The 16,453-nt window shown below is 40.6% G+C and carries 14 protein-coding genes and 1 tRNA gene; 11 read left to right on the forward strand and 4 right to left on the reverse strand.

Going from position 1 to position 16,453, the window contains the following annotated elements; all coding sequences use genetic code 11:
• Both Q0N70_RS10725 and Q0N70_RS10730 read left to right on the forward strand, forming a co-directional pair.
• Complete coding sequence (locus Q0N70_RS10725; protein ID WP_294016607.1) at window positions 1-807, forward strand: hypothetical protein; 807 nt, start codon at window positions 1-3, stop codon at window positions 805-807.
• Window positions 808-899: 92 nt separating this feature from the next.
• Entirely contained in the window at window positions 900-1,316 is a 417-nt protein-coding gene (locus Q0N70_RS10730; RefSeq protein ID WP_294016609.1) for a hypothetical protein, read from the forward strand.
• 45 nt (window positions 1,317-1,361) lie between these two features.
• On the opposite strand, the gene Q0N70_RS10735 is transcribed toward Q0N70_RS10730, so the two are convergent.
• Window positions 1,362-2,255: a DUF4349 domain-containing protein gene (locus Q0N70_RS10735; RefSeq protein ID WP_294016612.1), complete on the reverse strand. Its 894-nt coding sequence runs from the start codon at window positions 2,253-2,255 to the stop codon at window positions 1,362-1,364.
• 59 nt (window positions 2,256-2,314) lie between these two features.
• Complete coding sequence (locus Q0N70_RS10740) at window positions 2,315-3,196, reverse strand: PHP domain-containing protein (protein WP_294016614.1); 882 nt, start codon at window positions 3,194-3,196, stop codon at window positions 2,315-2,317.
• A gap of 115 nt (window positions 3,197-3,311) precedes the next feature.
• On the opposite strand from Q0N70_RS10740, the gene Q0N70_RS10745 reads away from it, so the two are divergent.
• The gene (locus tag Q0N70_RS10745) at window positions 3,312-4,592 is read left to right on the forward strand and encodes a cyclic nucleotide-binding domain-containing protein (protein ID WP_294016616.1); all 1,281 of its coding nucleotides are present in this window, start codon (window positions 3,312-3,314) and stop codon (window positions 4,590-4,592) included.
• 114 nt (window positions 4,593-4,706) lie between these two features.
• Here Q0N70_RS10745 and Q0N70_RS10750 read toward each other — a convergent pair whose 3' ends face one another.
• Window positions 4,707-5,267 carry a flavin reductase family protein gene (locus Q0N70_RS10750; protein ID WP_013700463.1) on the reverse strand — a complete coding sequence of 187 codons (561 nt, stop codon included), beginning with the start codon at window positions 5,265-5,267 and terminating at the stop codon, window positions 4,707-4,709.
• Window positions 5,268-5,609: 342 nt separating this feature from the next.
• Between Q0N70_RS10750 and Q0N70_RS10755 the strand changes: the two genes are divergently transcribed.
• Window positions 5,610-6,107, forward strand: a complete 498-nt coding sequence (locus Q0N70_RS10755; protein ID WP_013700464.1) for a shikimate kinase — start codon at window positions 5,610-5,612, stop codon at window positions 6,105-6,107.
• A gap of 3 nt (window positions 6,108-6,110) precedes the next feature.
• On the opposite strand, the gene Q0N70_RS10760 is transcribed toward Q0N70_RS10755, so the two are convergent.
• Window positions 6,111-8,351, reverse strand: a complete 2,241-nt coding sequence (locus Q0N70_RS10760) for a patatin-like phospholipase family protein (RefSeq protein WP_294016620.1) — start codon at window positions 8,349-8,351, stop codon at window positions 6,111-6,113.
• A 129-nt stretch (window positions 8,352-8,480) separates the two neighbouring features.
• Here Q0N70_RS10760 and Q0N70_RS10765 point away from each other — a divergent pair, with 129 nt between their 5' ends.
• The 7 genes from Q0N70_RS10765 to Q0N70_RS10795 all read left to right on the forward strand — a co-directional run bounded on the left by Q0N70_RS10765 (window position 8,481) and on the right by Q0N70_RS10795 (window position 16,415).
• On the forward strand, window positions 8,481-8,780 hold the full coding sequence (locus tag Q0N70_RS10765; protein ID WP_273354233.1) for a hypothetical protein: 300 nt from the start codon (window positions 8,481-8,483) through the stop codon (window positions 8,778-8,780).
• A complete protein-coding gene (locus tag Q0N70_RS10770; protein ID WP_294016624.1) occupies window positions 8,668-10,014 on the forward strand; it encodes a hypothetical protein in 1,347 nt (448 codons plus the stop codon). The genes Q0N70_RS10765 and Q0N70_RS10770 overlap by 113 nt, the downstream gene beginning before the upstream one ends.
• Before the next feature lie 338 nt (window positions 10,015-10,352).
• Window positions 10,353-12,707, forward strand: coding sequence for a Tex-like N-terminal domain-containing protein (locus tag Q0N70_RS10775; RefSeq protein WP_013700467.1), 2,355 nt, complete (start codon window positions 10,353-10,355; stop codon window positions 12,705-12,707).
• A gap of 185 nt (window positions 12,708-12,892) precedes the next feature.
• Window positions 12,893-12,965 (forward strand) — tRNA-Met (locus tag Q0N70_RS10780).
• 296 nt (window positions 12,966-13,261) lie between these two features.
• A complete protein-coding gene (locus tag Q0N70_RS10785) occupies window positions 13,262-15,004 on the forward strand; it encodes a class I SAM-dependent DNA methyltransferase (RefSeq protein ID WP_294016627.1) in 1,743 nt (580 codons plus the stop codon).
• Between the two features lie 127 nt (window positions 15,005-15,131).
• The gene (locus Q0N70_RS10790) at window positions 15,132-16,031 is read left to right on the forward strand and encodes an Abi family protein (protein ID WP_294016629.1); all 900 of its coding nucleotides are present in this window, start codon (window positions 15,132-15,134) and stop codon (window positions 16,029-16,031) included.
• Between the two features lie 30 nt (window positions 16,032-16,061).
• On the forward strand, window positions 16,062-16,415 hold the full coding sequence (locus Q0N70_RS10795; RefSeq protein ID WP_294016631.1) for a hypothetical protein: 354 nt from the start codon (window positions 16,062-16,064) through the stop codon (window positions 16,413-16,415).
• Window positions 16,416-16,453: the final 38 nt, after the last annotated feature.

Genomic DNA, 16,453 nt, shown 5'->3' on the forward strand with positions numbered 1-16,453 from the left:
ATGAACGAAATTGATTTTTTAGCGGAAGAAATTTTTTTACGGTACGGAAATGTAAAGCGCGCGCGCGGACCGTTTTTGTATACAGAAAAAGGCAAGCGTCTTACAGATTTGTATCAGGAAAATGGCAGGGCAATTTTGGGCTGGGGCGGCTCTTCTGCATTCACAATGTTAAAGAATGCTCTTGACCGCGGAGCGACCGGCAGCTTTAAAACTTGCTTTTCAGGAAGGCTTGAAAAATCTGTAAATGCTCTTTTCTTTGGATGCAAACGCAAAGTTTTTATCTTTGCAAAAAAATCTGACTGCCTTTCCGCCGCTGTAAAAATCAGCCCGCAAAATACTTTTGTCTGGAAGCCTTGGAGCGAAACTGCTTTTGAACATGACAATGCTGACTGCATAATTTTTGAGCCGCCTCTTCCTTGGACAAGCGGAATTTACATTCTTGCTGTAAAAATTGATTTGGCTGAAAAAATTCCGCAAGAAGTTTTAAAGGAAACAATAAAACTTTCTTCGCCAATTGAAGCCGCCGTTACCCGCTCAATTTATAATTTGATTTCGGCATTGCAAACTAGGCAGGAAAAAGACTGGTTTATTTATGATTTAACTTTGACAAAATACTGGCAGAGAAAAGGTCCTTATCTTTTTCCGAAAATTCCAAAAGAGTTTTATGGAAAATTTCTTTTGCATTGTCTTGACCTTGGAATTGTCGCAAGCCCTGTTTATGAACAGCCGAGCATTGTTCCGTTTGGCGCAGACAAAGGCGTTTTTGAAATATTAAAGAAAAATCCGTTTGTTTATAAAGATGAATAATCATTTTAGAAATAAGTGGATTTTTGCCCAAAACTGAATTATATTTGATATAGGCATTTTATACTGCTGAACATATTTCTAGGAGGAAAAATATGAGAACTGAAAAAAGCGGATGGACTGCGGCGCTTTTGATTTTGCAGATTGCAGTTGGCGCAATGCTTGCTGTCGGAGGAATCTGGGCTTTGCAGGGCGGCGGAGATTTTGCCGCAAGAGCAATCAAAGGACTTGTTTCTGGCAATGCAGGAAATATTCTTGTAATTGTATTCGGAGTGATTGAGCTTCTTGTTGGTGTCTTTATGATTTTAAAGATTGTAATTGGCGACCGTTTTGGAAGCTTTGGAACTGTCCTTGCGCTGATTGCAATTATTGTTTGGATTATTGCCATTGTTCTTTCTGATATTCTTGGAGCAAATGGAATTCTTAACGGCGGTGCAAAAAATTTCCTTGAGTGGCTTTATACTTTTGCCCAGCATCTTATTATTCTTGGCGCGATTTTAGCAGTAAGATAATTCAAATTGCAAAACAAAAAGCCCGGCAAAATTGCCGGGCATTTTTTATTTTCTTATTCTTGCAAAGAGTTTTCTTAAAAGTCCCACTTTTCCAAATCCGAGCCAGTAAATAAGCATAAGGAATAGAACAGAAGGAACTCCAAAAATTACAATGTACAATGCGGTGAAAATAAATTTCACAAAGAAATTCAGTATGTTTGCGAAGAACTTGCGCAGCTGTGAATTTGTGTCGGGCATTACAAATCCGCTTTCATTTTGATTTACAGGAAGCTCCGCAGTAACATAAATTGTAGAATAATCAATTTGCGACTTTAAGCGGTTCATTTGTCCTTGCATTCTCTCAAGCTCAGAAGTTACATCGTTGATTTTTGTTTCAATCTTGAGCATATCCTGCATGTCTTTTGCTTCTGAAAGATATTTTTTTAGACGTTCAAGCAAAACTTTGCGTGTTGAAAGCCGTGTGTCCAAGTCATAAAACTGTTCTGTAACATCGCTGGAATTTATATTTTTTGATTTGAGTTTTCCAATTTGTCCGCATTCCTGCATTGCCTGTGCAAAAGAGCCGCTTGGAATTTTTGCCGTTATTCTTATTGAACTTGTGTTTTCAAACGAGTCTGAAATATATCCGCCGAATTTTTTTACCCAGGATTCAACGGATGATTTGGAGTCTGCAAGATTTGAAACTTCAATTGTAAGATTCCCTGTATAGACAAGTTTTCTGTCTTGCCTTGGCTGCTCTGATTCAGAAGGAAGCTCTGCTGATTCTTCAAACGCCATGTCCTGCATCACGTTCATTGCGGAATCTGCCCTTGCCGACATTTTCATTGATTTTGCCATTGGCGCAAACATTTCATTTTTTACAGCCTGATTTTTTCCGCATGAAATAAACAAAAAAGCCGCAACTAAAGCCGCCGCTGATTTTCTTAAAATATGTTTCATTTTTCCTCCAAAGCCATATATTTAAAATAATTCATTTTGCTTTGGGTTACAGTTTTGTGTTAGCTAACTGAAAATGTGTGGTCTGTTCCGCCGTGAGCTTTTTCCAATGCGGGCTTTAGCTGTTCTGTCCAGAATCTGTCTTCTATTTTATATCCGCCTGAAGAATATCCAATTTTTCTATCTGCGCGGACTTTTTCTCCGTGGAAATCGCTTCCTGCCGTTGTAAACATTCCAAGTATTTCTGCAAGCTCTTCAAGCCGCCGAGCTTCGGAAAGCCTGATTCCCGGATGATGTGCTTCAAGTCCTTCAACGCCCGAATTTTTTACTTCAAGCATTGTCTCTTCCATTTTTCCCCAGGAAACGTACATCGACATTGGATGCGCCTGAACTGGAATTCCGCCGGATTCTTTTATTGCTTCTACGGCTTTTTTTAAATTTTCCCCGGTTTTGTCTACGTAACAAGGACGGCCTTTTGCAAGGAACAAGTCGAATGCCTGCTGAGCTTTTTTGATTATTCCTTTTTCCATGAGAAGCTTTGCAAAATGAGGTCTGCCGATTGTTTTTGTGCCGGATTTTTCCACAAGCTCTTCATAGGAAATGTCGATGTTTTGCTCTTGAAGTTTTTGGATTATTTTTTTGTTTCTTGTGTCCCGCTCGCCTCTTAAAAATTCAATTGTTTCAAGAAGTTTTTTTCCGGGCTTTTTGAGTCCCAGTCCAAGAAGATGAAATTCTCCGCTCGGCCATTCTATAGAAATTTCTATTCCGGGAATAAATTCGATTCCAAGTTCTTTTGCTTTTTCTTGAGCTTCCAGAATTCCGTCTATGTTGTCATGGTCTGTAAGCGCAATTGCTGAAATTTTTTTTTCTGCGGCGTAGGAAATCAGCTGGCTCGGTGTGCAGGTTCCGTCGGAAGCTGTTGAATGTGTATGCAAGTCTATCATGCGGAATTCTCTTTAACAAGGTAGCATAAATAAAAAAATTGTGGTATACTAAACAAGTATAGGTGTTTTTTCAAATCAATGCTCTTTTTGAGTTTTGGTTTTTGCGAGGAAGGTTATGTCAAAGGTTGTGCAATTCAGCAAAGGCTCTATTATTTTTTTTGAAGGCGACAAAGACGAAAATATTTATATTCTCCAGTCAGGCGCAGTTGCTTTGCGCAGCATGGATTTGGAAACTGGAGAGCAAATTTCAGAGCAGCTTCACATTGGAGAATTTTTTGGCGTAAAAAGCGCGCTTGCCAAAATGCCAAGCCTAGTAACTGCTTCCGTGCTGGTTGATTCGACTGTTGTTCAGCTTTCAGTTTATGAGTTTGAAAAAATGTTCGGCTCAAAGGCTTTTATCACAGAAAAAATGCTTAGAGTTTTCAGCAAGTCGCTTAGAGATATTCATAAAAAAACAGAGCAGTATTTAGGCGGAAACAGTATTTCAATTTCGCCGGAACACGGAATGTTTATGGTTGCCAACGCTTTTTACAATGACGGCCAGTTCAAAAGCTGCTGCGATGTTCTTACCAGAATTTTAAAGCTGAATCCTAATCCTGCGAACAAAGTTGAAATTGCAAAGCTTTTTACCAATGCGAACACAAGAAAAGGCAGGGAAAATGCCCATAATATTTCTTCCGAGGATATTTCCGCAAAATCTGGAAGCCTTTCTGTAAACCAGTTTTCACTTCCTGCTTTTGACCGTTTTACAAAAAAATACAAGCGCGGTGATGTCATTATAAGTGAATTTGAGCCGGGCGAAACTTTTTATCTTATAAAATATGGCGAAGTTCAGATTGAAAAGTGCATAAAGAGCCAAAACAAAAGTCTGGATATTCTTGGCAGCGGAGCTTTTTTTGGTGAAATGGCGATTCTTGACAATTCCCAGAGAAGCGCGTCTTGTGTTGCTAGAACTGATGTTGCCTGCTTGGAATTCAACAAGGAAAACTTTAAGGCGCTTGTGCTTGGAAATCCGCAGATTGTAATGAATCTTCTTAAGCTTTTCTGCAAAAGAATTTATGACCAGAACCGCCAGTTTAAAATTGTCCTTATAAAAGATATTTACACTAGAATTTGCGATGTTTTTTTAATGTATGATGAGCTTGCCGGCGGATCTTCCAGAAGAAAAGATGACGACGGAAATTTTAAGCGCAAATTTTTTATTACTGCAAATGACATTGCAAGCTGGGCTTCTATTCCGCTTGATCAGGCAAAAGATTGTCTTGTGCGTCTTATGGACCGCGGAAAGATTCAGATTTTTGAAGACTACATGATTGTTTCTAATATCCACGATTTAAGAAGAATTGTTGACTCATATTACATGAAACTTGGTTCAACAACAAAGCAGCCTACTTAATTAGAGAAAAGATTGCCGGATCAAGTCCGGCAATGACATTTAGAACTTATTAGGCATTCCTATGACAAAGGGCTGCGTTCAGTAATGACAAAGAAGCAGCCCCAGAATGTCATTTTATTTCAGCTCAAGGCCGATGCTGAACGCTTTTCCTGCAAAGTCGCCGAGTTTAAGATAATGCTGGTTCACCGGATCGTAGGAAATCGGATTCAGCTTTTTCACATCAACTTTTCCGTTTGAATCAAGAACAGAATCGTCAATGCTCACGTTCACGATTTGACCGAACAGGTGGCTTGTCTTTTCATCGTAGCTTATGAGATTGCACTCAAGCGCAAACGGAAGTTCCCTGATTAATGGCGCGTCAACAAATTCCGACTTTTCCGCATGGAATCCCGCCTTTGTGAATTTATCCGGCGTATTGTTTGCCGAAACAAGTCCGACGTAATCGCATTCCTTTGCTAATTCCGCAGTTCCCACGCTGACTGTAAAAGCCTTGCGCTCAAGGATGTTTTTTACAGTTTTATGCGACGCGCTCAGGCAAAGCCCTATCTCCTTTTCATCACTGATTGAGCCCCAGGCCGCGTTCATTGCGTCCGGAGTTCCGTCCTTGTCGTAAGAAGCCACAATAAGCACCGGCATAGGATAAAGCCATTCTTTTGCACCGAAGTTTTTTCTCATAATTCCTCCAACACATTCACAATGAAATGAGAATATGCAGTTGATAATAAGGGTTGCAACGCAAACTTTTAAATAAAAACTTTGACGCTATGTTAGGCAAAGTTTTTATTACATTCTCCTGTAGAATATTCAGTCTGTTAGCAGATATACAAAATATACAAAAAATTTTTACGTTTGGCATTAGCTGCTTCAGGGCAAACGCATTATAAATAATTTAAGTAAAGTTTGCGCGAAGGAACCGTGCCTGGGAGCCAGTTTTATGCTGAATACATTTATAATGCGTTTGTCATGTTAGCTGGCTTGAGGTTGACCGGCAGTATTTTTTTTATGATAATCAGCTTTATGAAAAACAATGTGATTTTGATTGGAATGCCTGGAGCCGGAAAAAGCACAGTTGGCGTTGTGCTTGCAAAACTCTTGAATTATAAATTTGTTGACAGCGATATTGTGATTCAGCAGAAAATGAAGAAAAAACTCAATGAGCTGATTTTAGAGCAAGGTGCGGAATATTTTAAGAAGATTGAAAATAAAATCAATTCCGGCTTGAATATAAAAAAATGTGTTGTTGCTACAGGCGGAAGCGTTGTTTTTGGAAAAGACGCAATGGAGCATTTTAAAAAAATCGGCACAGTTGTTTATTTAAAAGCAAGTCTTGATTCCCTTGAAAAACGTCTTGGAGATTTGGACAAAAGAGGGGTTGTCCATAAACCGGGAGAAACTCTTTTGGACATTTTTAATGAGCGTTCACCTCTTTATGAAAAATATGCGGATATAATTATAGACGAAAATGATTCAGAAATATCCAAGATTGCAATGAAAATAGAAACTGCTATTTTTTAGGAATTATCTAAGTCCCAAAGTAATGCACCATTCCAAGCTGGAGTTCATGCTTCCGCCGAAGACTAAGTTTCCAAGAATCGTGTGAAGCACAATGTAAAGGTCTCCTCCAGCTTCAAATTTTCTGCCCGCAAAAAGCCTTCCCTCAGGAGAGTCTTGGTCTATAAACGGGTCATAGTCTGAGCTTACCGCGGCTTTTGCTTCTGCCACAGCGAGCAACGGTATTCCTGAAAGATTTGTTATCTTTTGCCTGAAAGAAATTCCTGCAATTGCAAAGTCGCGTCTCAATGTTCCTGTTGGATAGCCGCTCATTCCGTCCGCACCTCCAAAATTACAGTAGCCGGAATTCAGCTCGTAAGGAAATCTGTTGCTGCAGAAAACAGAAGAAATTCCGATTGAATTTTTTTCGTCCGCAAGCTCAAATCTTTTTTCCGCTAAAAATCTAAAGTCGTAAATTGGGTCGTCTTGCATATCGTCTGTTTTTCCGCCGAAATTAAAAATAGATTCCAGCCTGCCGCCGTAAAGAGAAGCGTAATCGTTGTGCAGCGTTGTAAAAATAATTTCGCTGTGAAGATAGCTCGTGTTGTGCCATTTTTCAGTTGCGATTAATTTTTCCGCGGAATATGCAATGCCGGCTTTTGCTGTAAAATAATCTGTGTGCCTGAATCTGATTCCGCCGAAAAGCTCAATGCCTCTGTCTTCTGCAATCGTTCTGTCGTTAAAGTAAATGTTTGTCGCTGGAGAGCAGCTTCCGTACTTGAGTGAATTTTTAAAGTCAAGGCTCAATATGCTGTCTTTAAAATCCGCCAGCTTCGGGAAAAATTCAGTTTCAAAAGTTATTGTGTTTCCGAATGAAAGCCTAAAGAGGGATTCAATTGGAGTGCGCAAGAAAACTCCTGCCGTAAAATTTGGATCTACGGAAAGATATTTTTGCGGCTCATAGCTTGCGACTGAAACAGATGAAGTTCCTGTGAAAAAAATCTGGTTCATGTTCTTGTCGTAGTGGTTCGCAAGAATTTCAAGAGTTGTGTAGTTATCTTCGTTTTGCTTTAAAGAGTAAGTGAGTGACGAAAGATGATAGTGCTCCTTAAGCTTGCCTAGTTTTTTTGTAAGCTGCTTTTTAGTTTTATCATTGAGCGTTTGTCCAAGGAATTTTTCAAATTCTTTTTCCGCGGGAATTGGAACTGGCTTGGAAAACGAAATGTCTTTTACGACAATTTTATCTATAGAAAAGTCCGGCATTTTGTTGTATTCACTTTCACGGTTGTAGTCCAGTTTTTCAAGTGTTCTTCCAGCTGATTCAATTTGCCTTGCAATCTGCGAAATTTTATCTTTGTTCTGCTGAACGCAAATTTCTCCTGCCCTTACAATTTGATGCGGTTTCATAAAATCAAATGTGCTGAATTCTGAAAGATCCGGCCGCAAGACGATGTCCGCATAGCTGTACTGTTCAACCGCATTGTAAGAAATAATCAAATTGAAAATCTGCACCGCCACAGAATAAAAGTCAGAAAGAGTTTCTGGAGGAGTATCAACAATGCTTGCAACGTCCATTGAAATTACGATGTCCGCGCCCATTTCCCGTGCAAGTTTGAGCGGAAGATTGTTTCTAAGTCCGCCGTCCATTGAGTACAAGCCTTTTTCCACTTGGGCTGGCGTAAAAACTGCCGGAATGGAAATGCTTGCTCTTACCGCGTTTACAAGCGAGCCGCTTTTAAATATTAGTTCCCTGCCAGAAATAGCGTCTGTTCCAATTGCCCTGAACGGAATCGGAAGCTTGTCAAAATCTGTGATTGCAAGAACCCTGCTAAGGTGATTGCTAAGCTCGCAGATAATCTGCTGGTCGCCAATGATTCCAGGGGCGGAGCCGAATTTTCCGTCTGCAATTGAAAACGAAAGAGTTATGCCGTCTGTTTTTTTTGAAAATGCTTCGGGCGGAATTTTTTCTGGAGTTGAAGGGCGTTCATTCAAAATTGTCATAAAATCCATGGACAAAAGAGTTTGTCTTATTTGCTTTGGAGTGTAGCCTGCCGCGTAAAGTGAGCCAATAAGCGCGCCCATGCTTGTTCCCAAAACTATATCCGGGCGGATTCCTTCATTTTCCAAGGCTTCAAGAAGAGGAATTTCCGCAAAACCTTTTGCGCCGCCTCCGCTTAGAACCAGCGCAATCTTTGGACTTTTTGCAAATGAAAAACCGAATGTAAAAACAGAAAGCAAAACCGCCGAAACAACAGACTTAAAACTCATGGCAAAAGAATATCATTTAGTAGAAAAAAAATCAAAAAAATGCCCTCAAATGCTGACAAATCAACTTTTTTGAATCATAATTATAAGGACGGAAATAAAGTGTTTTATATCTCATAAGGAGGAATTTTTATGAAAAAACTGATTTTTTCTATTTTACCAGCATTTTTGTTCGCATTTATTTCGTGCATGAACATGAGCTCCGGCTCCGGTGAAAACGGCTCTGTCCGTGTTGCCCTGCCCGGAAGCGGTCGCGCCACATACAGTTACGACAAAAACAACGCCGACAAATTCATTGTGCGCCTCTATAATGACGGTTTTGACCAAACCGAGGACGGAACTGTGGGGGGGGGTAATAGAGTTTGGCGACCTGGAGCCGGGAAAATACACTGCCACAGCGGAAGCCTGGAACCTAGGCGAAAACATCCTTGAAGGCAGCGGAAGCACAGAGATTACCGTAAGAGCCGGCGAAACCACAGACTGCAATATTACAATGATTCTTGAGGGGCAAAACGCGTACTGTTCAAAATACATGCTCATTCCTGATTCTGGAGGCAATATGTACGCCTACGACTATTTAACTTGCACTGAGAAGAAAAACTGGCCTTGTAATTCTTTTCCTTGTTTATATTTTGCAGAAAGCAATGATGGTAGCATTTATTATGTAAAACAAAACTATAACTCTAGCCTTGATATTTATGATAATTATTATACTTGGAAATACAACTTTAACACTGATAAGGCTGAATCTGCAATAGTTGTTCAAAATATAAATGCAGGCTTTTTTGATGGTTGCTATGACAGTACAACAGATATTTATTGGGTTATTCGTGAGGCTGTTGACAGTAATAATCTATCTTCATACACCTTGTGTTTATACAAAGACGGATCTGGATATAATACAGGAATTATCAGAAATGGTTTTGGAAATTGCGCAATTAGAGGCGAAAATCTTTATTATTCATTTGGTAATGATTCAATCGGCTATGCAACATTTGACTACACAACAAGAGACGGCTCTGCAAATCCAATAACAACAAAAACTTTGGCTGATTTTGACGTTTCTGGCACAATAACAGACATGGCAGTTCTTGAAGACGGAACAGTGGCAGTTCTTGTGCGCTCTGTTGGCGTAGATTCAGAAACAGAAGGTTTTAACAATATGTCGCTTAGCGATAAAGGCACTGTATACAGCCGCGGCGCGCTCGTTCTTTTGTCTTCGGACTTGTCTAAAGTTGAAAAAGTTATTGGCTGGACAGATTCTCAAAGAACAATAAGCGCAACAAATGTTGAAAATGCCGAAAATTATGTAAAAAAATGGACATCAATCACTGCTTACATTCCAGATTATGCCGAGCGCAATTCGCACTTTTACGGGCCAATGCGCATTGTAGCAATCCGCCCTAAGGAGCTTGTGATTGCAGACTGCGGCGCAAACTTTGTCCTGCCGGATTATGACGGCAAAAAGAACGGCAAAAGGAACGGCAAAATGTACGCTCACAACAGGCTTATGACCGTAAACCTGCGCAACTTTGCCATAGGCTGCAAAAAAGAATTCAGTGAAAGCGAGCTAAAGTTCAAAGACCTGATGATCAGCGGTGGCAGCACAGACTCGTATACAATCCAAGCTAGTAGCAGTTACAATGCATGTGAAACTGAAAAATAAAGTAACTATATTGCCTGAAAACTGTCATTCCGCACTGAAACTTTGCTGTCATTCCCGCAGTTGATGTGGGAATCTGAAATAGATACTCCGGTCAAGCCGGATAATGACATGGGGGACAAGCCCGAAGATGACAGTTGAGAATCAATAGTCATTAAAACTCGAAATAGAAACTAGAAGATTTTTTACTTTAGTGGGTTCTTAGGGCAGCAGCCCTAAGCGGTGCAGGAAAAGGTGGGTGGTATGGAGGGAGGAAGAACCACGCTTCCGAAGTAGCGGTTCTTCTTCCCTCCAAAAGTTCTACTTTACGCAAGGTTGTTTTTTTCGTAAAATAGCGTCCTATGGAATTTACTCAAGAGAAAATCGACTCGTTGACAGTCAATGAAGTTGAAATTATGAAAAAAATCGCTGAGGAGCTGAATATAAAAGTTCCTCAGGTAAGCGCGGTCATCAGCCTTGTTCAGGAAGGATGCACTATTCCTTTTATTGCCCGTTACCGCAAAGAAAAGCACGGCTCGCTTGATGAGCTTCAGGTGCGTGAATGCGACCACTTGTTTACTTCCTATAAAAATCTGGAAGAACGCCGCCTTGAAATTGTAAAGGGCATATTCAATCAGAACAAGCTAACTGAATCTTTGTACAATGCCGCAATGGGAGCAAAAACTCTTTCTGAGCTTGAAGACTTGTGGGCGCCATTTAAAAAGAAGAAAAAGACCCGCGGAATGGTTGCGCAGGAAAAGGGACTTGAGCCTTTGGCAGATGCCATGTATGACCTTGATGACGCTGCTCTTCTTGAAAAGGCAAAGGAATTCATAAAGACAGATAACGAGGATTCGGCTTTAAATGTTGAAACTTCGGAAGATGCGATTGCCGGCGCAAAGGATATTGTTGCCGAGCGTGTTGCTCAGGATTCCAAGAACCGCGAAACAGTCCATTCACTTTATATGGAAACCGGCTCAATTGTCACAAAAGGAATTGTTCCAGACGGACAGGATGCTGAAACTGTTGAAAAAACTTCTACATATAAAATGTACTGGGATTACAGCGAACCGTTGAATCAGGTTAAGCCGCATAGAATTCTTGCAATCAACCGTGCAGAACGTGAAGGCGCACTTGAAGTTACAATTTCTGTTGATGTTGACGAGGCTGTAAAAGTTATTCAGAAAAAATACACAATTAACAACAAGGCTTTTTCTGAAGCCATTGAAGACGGAGTTGTGCGCCTTTTAAGCCCTGCTGTTGTGCGTGAAATCCGAAGCGATGAAACTGATGAAGCTGACGAGCATGGAATTGGAATTTTCAGTGAAAACTTAAAGAACCTCCTGATGACTCAGCCTATAAAAGGTAGCCGCGTTCTTGGTGTTGACCCTGGAATCCGCACTGGAACAAAATGCGCCGCCCTTGATGAAACTGGAAAATATCTTGGCTACTTTTTGATTAAGCAGGTTGCAGATCCAGAAGGCTCATATAAAGCAATCAATGATGCGATTGACAAGTACGATATTCAGGTTGTCGCAGTCGGAAACGGAACAGGAAGCCAGGAAGTTCAGGCGATTGTAAGCAAGGTAATCAGCGAAAATTATTCTGATGTTATGTATACTGTTGTTGATGAGTCCGGAGCCTCTGTTTATTCTGCAAGCGACATTGCCCGCGAGGAATTCCCGGAGCTTGACCTTACAATCCGCGGCGCAATTTCAATGGGAAGAAGATTGCAGGATCCTCTTGCCGAGCTTGTAAAAATCGACCCGAAGGCAATCGGTGTTGGACTTTACCAGCACGATGTAAACCAGAAAAAACTTTCGGATACTTTGGATGAAGTAGTTGGCTCTGTTGTAAATCAGGTTGGCGTGAACTTGAACACTGCGAGCGCAAGCCTTTTAAAATATGTTTCTGGAATCAACAGTTCTCTTGCAAAAAAAATTGTTGCCTACCGTGATACAAACGGAAAAATAACAAGCCGCGAGGATTTGAAAAAAGTTTCGGGGCTTGGACCAAAGGCATTTGAGCAGTGCGCGGGATTCTTGAAAATTCCAGAAAGTTCAAATCCGCTTGATAACACTTGGGTTCACCCGGAAAACTACGAAGTTGCAAAAGAAGTTCTTCCGCTTGTTCAGAAAAAGGAAAAGATTTCCGCAGAGCTGAAAAAGCAGCTGGAAGAAAAATACAGTGTCGGCGAAACTACAATTAACGATATTGTTGAAGAGCTTGCAAAACCTAACCGTGATCCGCGCGACGGCTATCCTGCTCCAATCATGCAGAAAGGCGTTTTGAACTTTGAAGACCTCAAGGTTGGAATGAAAGTTACCGGCAAGATTAAAAATGTTGTTGACTTTGGCGCGTTTGTAGACATTGGTTTGCACGAAACTGGACTTATCCACATTTCTGAGCTTAGCGACAGTTTTGTTTCTGACCCAATGGACGTAATCAAAGTTGGCGATGTAAAAGAATTTACAATAATCGATTTGGACACAGACCGAAAAAGAATCAGCCTTTCATTAAAATCTGATGCTGCAAGCCGTCCTGCTGGAGGAGTTTCTTCTGGCGCAAAGAAAAAAGTTGTGGTTGTGAAAAAACATTCAGCTTCTGGAGAAAAGACTTCGTTCGATAAGAATAGAAAGCCTCGCCATGAAAAGCAGAATTTTGGCAGCGACGACGGAATGTACTATAATCCATTTGCGGCATTGCTCAAGAAGTAAAAAATGCTAAAAGCCTAAAAGCTTGTGCTTTGCAATGTGCATTTTTGGAACAAGTTTTTCAGACTGACTGTAATAACAATTTGCCTTGGCTACTTTTTTAGGCGGCGGGGCAAATTGTTATTAAAAACAGATATTGCTATTGACACTCGCTGTTATTTTTCATATTATATAAAAACATATTACGACGCTGGGTAGAGCAGTTGGCAGCTCGTCGGGCTCATAACCCGGAGGCCGTTGGTTCAAGTCCAACCCCAGCTATAAAAAACTTCAGATTCGCTCTGAAGTTTTTTTTGTTTTAAATCCATCTGTTGGACTTGAAGCGAAACTTGCGCCGACCAAATGGGAGGAAGAGCAGACAGGAAGTCTGCGTAAGCAAGTGAAGCCGGGCTGGAATATTGACGCAGGACGCGGAAATATGGAAGCCAAGTCCAACCCCAGCTATAAAAAACTTCAGATTCACTCTGAAGTTTTTTTTTGTTTTGAAACACTTGTCCTATGATAACAACCTTTTTTTCGTGCTATAATCAACGCAGAAATATTTTTTGGAAGAAACAATGACCGACTCAGAACTCAAAACCTTAAAAGACAACCTCTGGCACGCTGCAGATGTTCTTCGCGCCGGAGCTCACCTTGCGGCAAATAAATACGGACAGCCAATTTTAGGACTCATTTTTTTGCGCTATGCAGATATTCTTTATAAACAGCACAAAGCAGAAATAGAAGCCGAATACAATAAATCAAAAGGCACACGAGCCGAAAAATCAATAAAAGATATTTCAATCAAATACTGCGGTTTTTATCTCCCGCCAGAAGCCTATTATACAACAATCAACGACGCACCCGATGACGCAAACAAAGCAACACTCGTAAAAAAGGCGATGGAAGCCATAGAACGCGAAAACGAAAAGATGGACGGAGTTCTTCCAAAAGAAGTGTACGGCCAGCTCGTACCCGAAGAAGAACCGGAACTTCTTTCCAACATCATGCGCATTTTTATGGACATTCCCGAAAATATCAGCGTAGACCTCTTTGGCGAAATCTACGAATTCTTTCTTGGCGAGTTTGCCCTTCAGGAAGGAAAAGACGGCGGAACCTTCTATACGCCAGCAACCGTAGTCCGCTACATGGTAGAAGTTCTTCAGCCACAGAATGGCGAAAAGAAAATCTTAGACCCAGCCTGTGGTTCCGGCGGTATGTTTGTTCAGGCAGCCCGCTTTATGCACCGCCATAACAAAGCCTCAGACGAAGTAATGAAGTTCCGCTGTTATGGTGTAGAAAAAGAACCCGACACCGTAAAGCTTGCAAAAATGAATCTTCTTTTGAACAACGTCCGCGGCGAAATCGTAGAAGCAAACTCCTTCTATTCAGACCCACACAATGCAGTAGGCAACTTTGATTACGTAATGGCAAATCCGCCATTCAACGTAGACGAAGTTGTGTATGACAAAGTAAAAGACGACCCGCGCTTTAATATCTACGGAGTTCCAAAGAACAAATCCAAAACAGCCAAAAAAGGCAGCGACAAAAAAGAAACAGTTCCAAATGCAAACTACCTCTGGATAAGCTACTTTGCAAGCTCCCTCAACGCCACAGGAAAAGCAGCCCTTGTTATGGCAAACTCCGCAAGCGATGCCGGCGGTTCAGAACTTGAAATCCGCAAAAAGATGATAGAAGAAGGAATCATCAGCCAGATGGTAACCCTTCCAAGCAATATGTTTTCTTCCGTTACACTTCCTGCAACCCTCTGGTTCTTCGACAAACAGAAAACTCAAGACGAGCAGAAGAAAGACAAAATCCTTTTTATAGATGCCCGCTCAATTTTTACCCAGGTAGACCGCGCCCACAGAAAGTTCAGCGACGAACAGATAAAAAATCTGGGAATCATTACCCGACTCTACAACGGCGACACCCAGTCCTTTAAAGACCTCATAGCAGAATACACCACCGCCCTTAAAGCCGCACCAGAAGCCAGCGACGACAAAGAAGTAAAAACAAAAGCCTACTGGCAGTCACAGATCGACTGGCTCAACGAACGCTTCCCGGACGGCACCTACACCGATGTAATAGGCCTCTGCAAAGCCGCCAGCATAGAAGGCGAAGACGGCATCCGCGACCAGGATTATTCCCTCAACGCCGGCCGCTACGTAGGAGTTGTAATCGAAGACGATGGTATGACCGAAGCTGAGTTCAAAGCCAAAATGCTAGGCCTCAATACCGAACTTGGTGACTTAAGCAAAGAAGCCGCAACTCTGGAAGCTAGAATAGCAGATAATTTGAAGGAGTTGTTTGGGGAATGAAAAAAGTATTGACAATTTTTATAAATGACTTTAAATTAGGGGTAACAAGACCCTGCACGCCTCTTAACAATGCGTCTCACGCGGGGTTATTTTTTTGCCCTTTTGAGTTTTTTATCAGGAGGACAAAATGATTTTTTCAAAACCACCTCGAACACCCGAATACTTAGCACAAAAATTAATTTCAAATGGATTGCAAGATATTTCTGAAAGTGAATTGACAGAGATATTCCAATCCGTAAATTATTATAAATTACGTGGTTATACATATCCATATCAAGATAATTCTGTGCCTGATTCTCCCTTTTTGCCAAATGTAAAATGGTCTTATATTTGGAATGATTTTAATTTTGATCTAAAATTGAGAACCTTGTTATTTTCCAGCATAAGTTTCATAGAGACTGCATTGAAAACTCGCATGACACTCGTTTCTCTGACATTGGGTGCAACTTGGTATCTGAACAACCGTTTATTTAAAAGCCAGAATGCATTCAATTCTGATTTAGCATTTTTACAGAATGATTGGAACAGGGCTTCTGAGGAATTTAAAAATCATTATGAAACAACATACCCAGAATCCCCGAATCCTCCTTCATGGATGATATTTGAAACTTCAAGTTTTGGACCGATAAGTAAATTCTTTAAGAATATGAAGCCACAACTTGCAGAAAAAGAAAACATCTGTGATTACTTTGGTTTTGACAAAGCTGACGGTAACAAACTTGCAACTTGGTTTCAGGTGATAAATATAGTTAGAAATATATGTGCTCATCATGGACGACTTTATTCACGTCAGTTAATAACAACGCCCGTTTTTGTCGTGCCACAGAAAGGTAATTGGGTTAGCTCTTGGCCTAATCCTAATCGAGTTTATGCTGCGATATGCATTATTAAAAATTTTTTGGATATTTGTAATCCGAATAATACATTTGTGGCGGAGTTAAAGGAACTTATGAAGATGGTAAGACCAGAACAATTGCCATCAATGGGGTTCCCTGCTGATTGGGAGGCAGAATTGTTGTTTAGTTAAATGCAGGCGAACGAAAATAGGAACTAACGAATGAAAGATTGGAAAGAATATAGATTAGGTGAAATGATACAATGCAATCCTCAAGTCAAACTAGAAAAGGGAAAATCATATACTCTAATTGATATAGATAGCATAGAAATTGGTTCGCGTTATGTAAAAGGAAAAGAACTTACTGAGTATGATGGACAAAGTGGATGTCATTTTCAGAACGGTGATACTGTTATGGCCAGAATTACACCTTGTCTTGAGAATGGAAAAATAGCACAAGTACAATGCGAATCACAAAAAGGTTTTGGTTCAACAGAATTATTTGTGTTTAGAGGAACAGAAAATAAAACTGATAGTGATTATGTATTTAATTTAATGTTATTAGAGTTCGCCTGAATTAACCACAGATAGTTCACCAAGAAAAACCAAATATT

This window comes from uncultured Treponema sp., from assembly GCF_945873775.1.
Classification (GTDB): Bacteria; Spirochaetota; Spirochaetia; order Treponematales; family Treponemataceae; genus Treponema_D.

Excerpts from the sequence above, each read along its gene's own strand:
- Q0N70_RS10725 (WP_294016607.1), top strand. The coding sequence starts at position 1 with ATGAACGAAATTGATTTTTTAGCGGAAGAAATTTTTTTACGGTACGGA.
- Q0N70_RS10730 (WP_294016609.1), top strand. The coding sequence starts at position 900 with ATGAGAACTGAAAAAAGCGGATGGACTGCGGCGCTTTTGATTTTGCAG.
- Q0N70_RS10735 (WP_294016612.1), bottom strand. The coding sequence starts at position 2,255 with ATGAAACATATTTTAAGAAAATCAGCGGCGGCTTTAGTTGCGGCTTTT.
- Q0N70_RS10740 (WP_294016614.1), bottom strand. The coding sequence starts at position 3,196 with ATGATAGACTTGCATACACATTCAACAGCTTCCGACGGAACCTGCACA.
- Q0N70_RS10745 (WP_294016616.1), top strand. The coding sequence starts at position 3,312 with ATGTCAAAGGTTGTGCAATTCAGCAAAGGCTCTATTATTTTTTTTGAA.
- Q0N70_RS10750 (WP_013700463.1), bottom strand. The coding sequence starts at position 5,267 with ATGAGAAAAAACTTCGGTGCAAAAGAATGGCTTTATCCTATGCCGGTG.
- Q0N70_RS10755 (WP_013700464.1), top strand. The coding sequence starts at position 5,610 with ATGAAAAACAATGTGATTTTGATTGGAATGCCTGGAGCCGGAAAAAGC.
- Q0N70_RS10760 (WP_294016620.1), bottom strand. The coding sequence starts at position 8,351 with ATGAGTTTTAAGTCTGTTGTTTCGGCGGTTTTGCTTTCTGTTTTTACA.
- Q0N70_RS10765 (WP_273354233.1), top strand. The coding sequence starts at position 8,481 with ATGAAAAAACTGATTTTTTCTATTTTACCAGCATTTTTGTTCGCATTT.
- Q0N70_RS10775 (WP_013700467.1), top strand. The coding sequence starts at position 10,353 with ATGGAATTTACTCAAGAGAAAATCGACTCGTTGACAGTCAATGAAGTT.
- Q0N70_RS10785 (WP_294016627.1), top strand. The coding sequence starts at position 13,262 with ATGACCGACTCAGAACTCAAAACCTTAAAAGACAACCTCTGGCACGCT.
- Q0N70_RS10790 (WP_294016629.1), top strand. The coding sequence starts at position 15,132 with ATGATTTTTTCAAAACCACCTCGAACACCCGAATACTTAGCACAAAAA.
- Q0N70_RS10795 (WP_294016631.1), top strand. The coding sequence starts at position 16,062 with ATGAAAGATTGGAAAGAATATAGATTAGGTGAAATGATACAATGCAAT.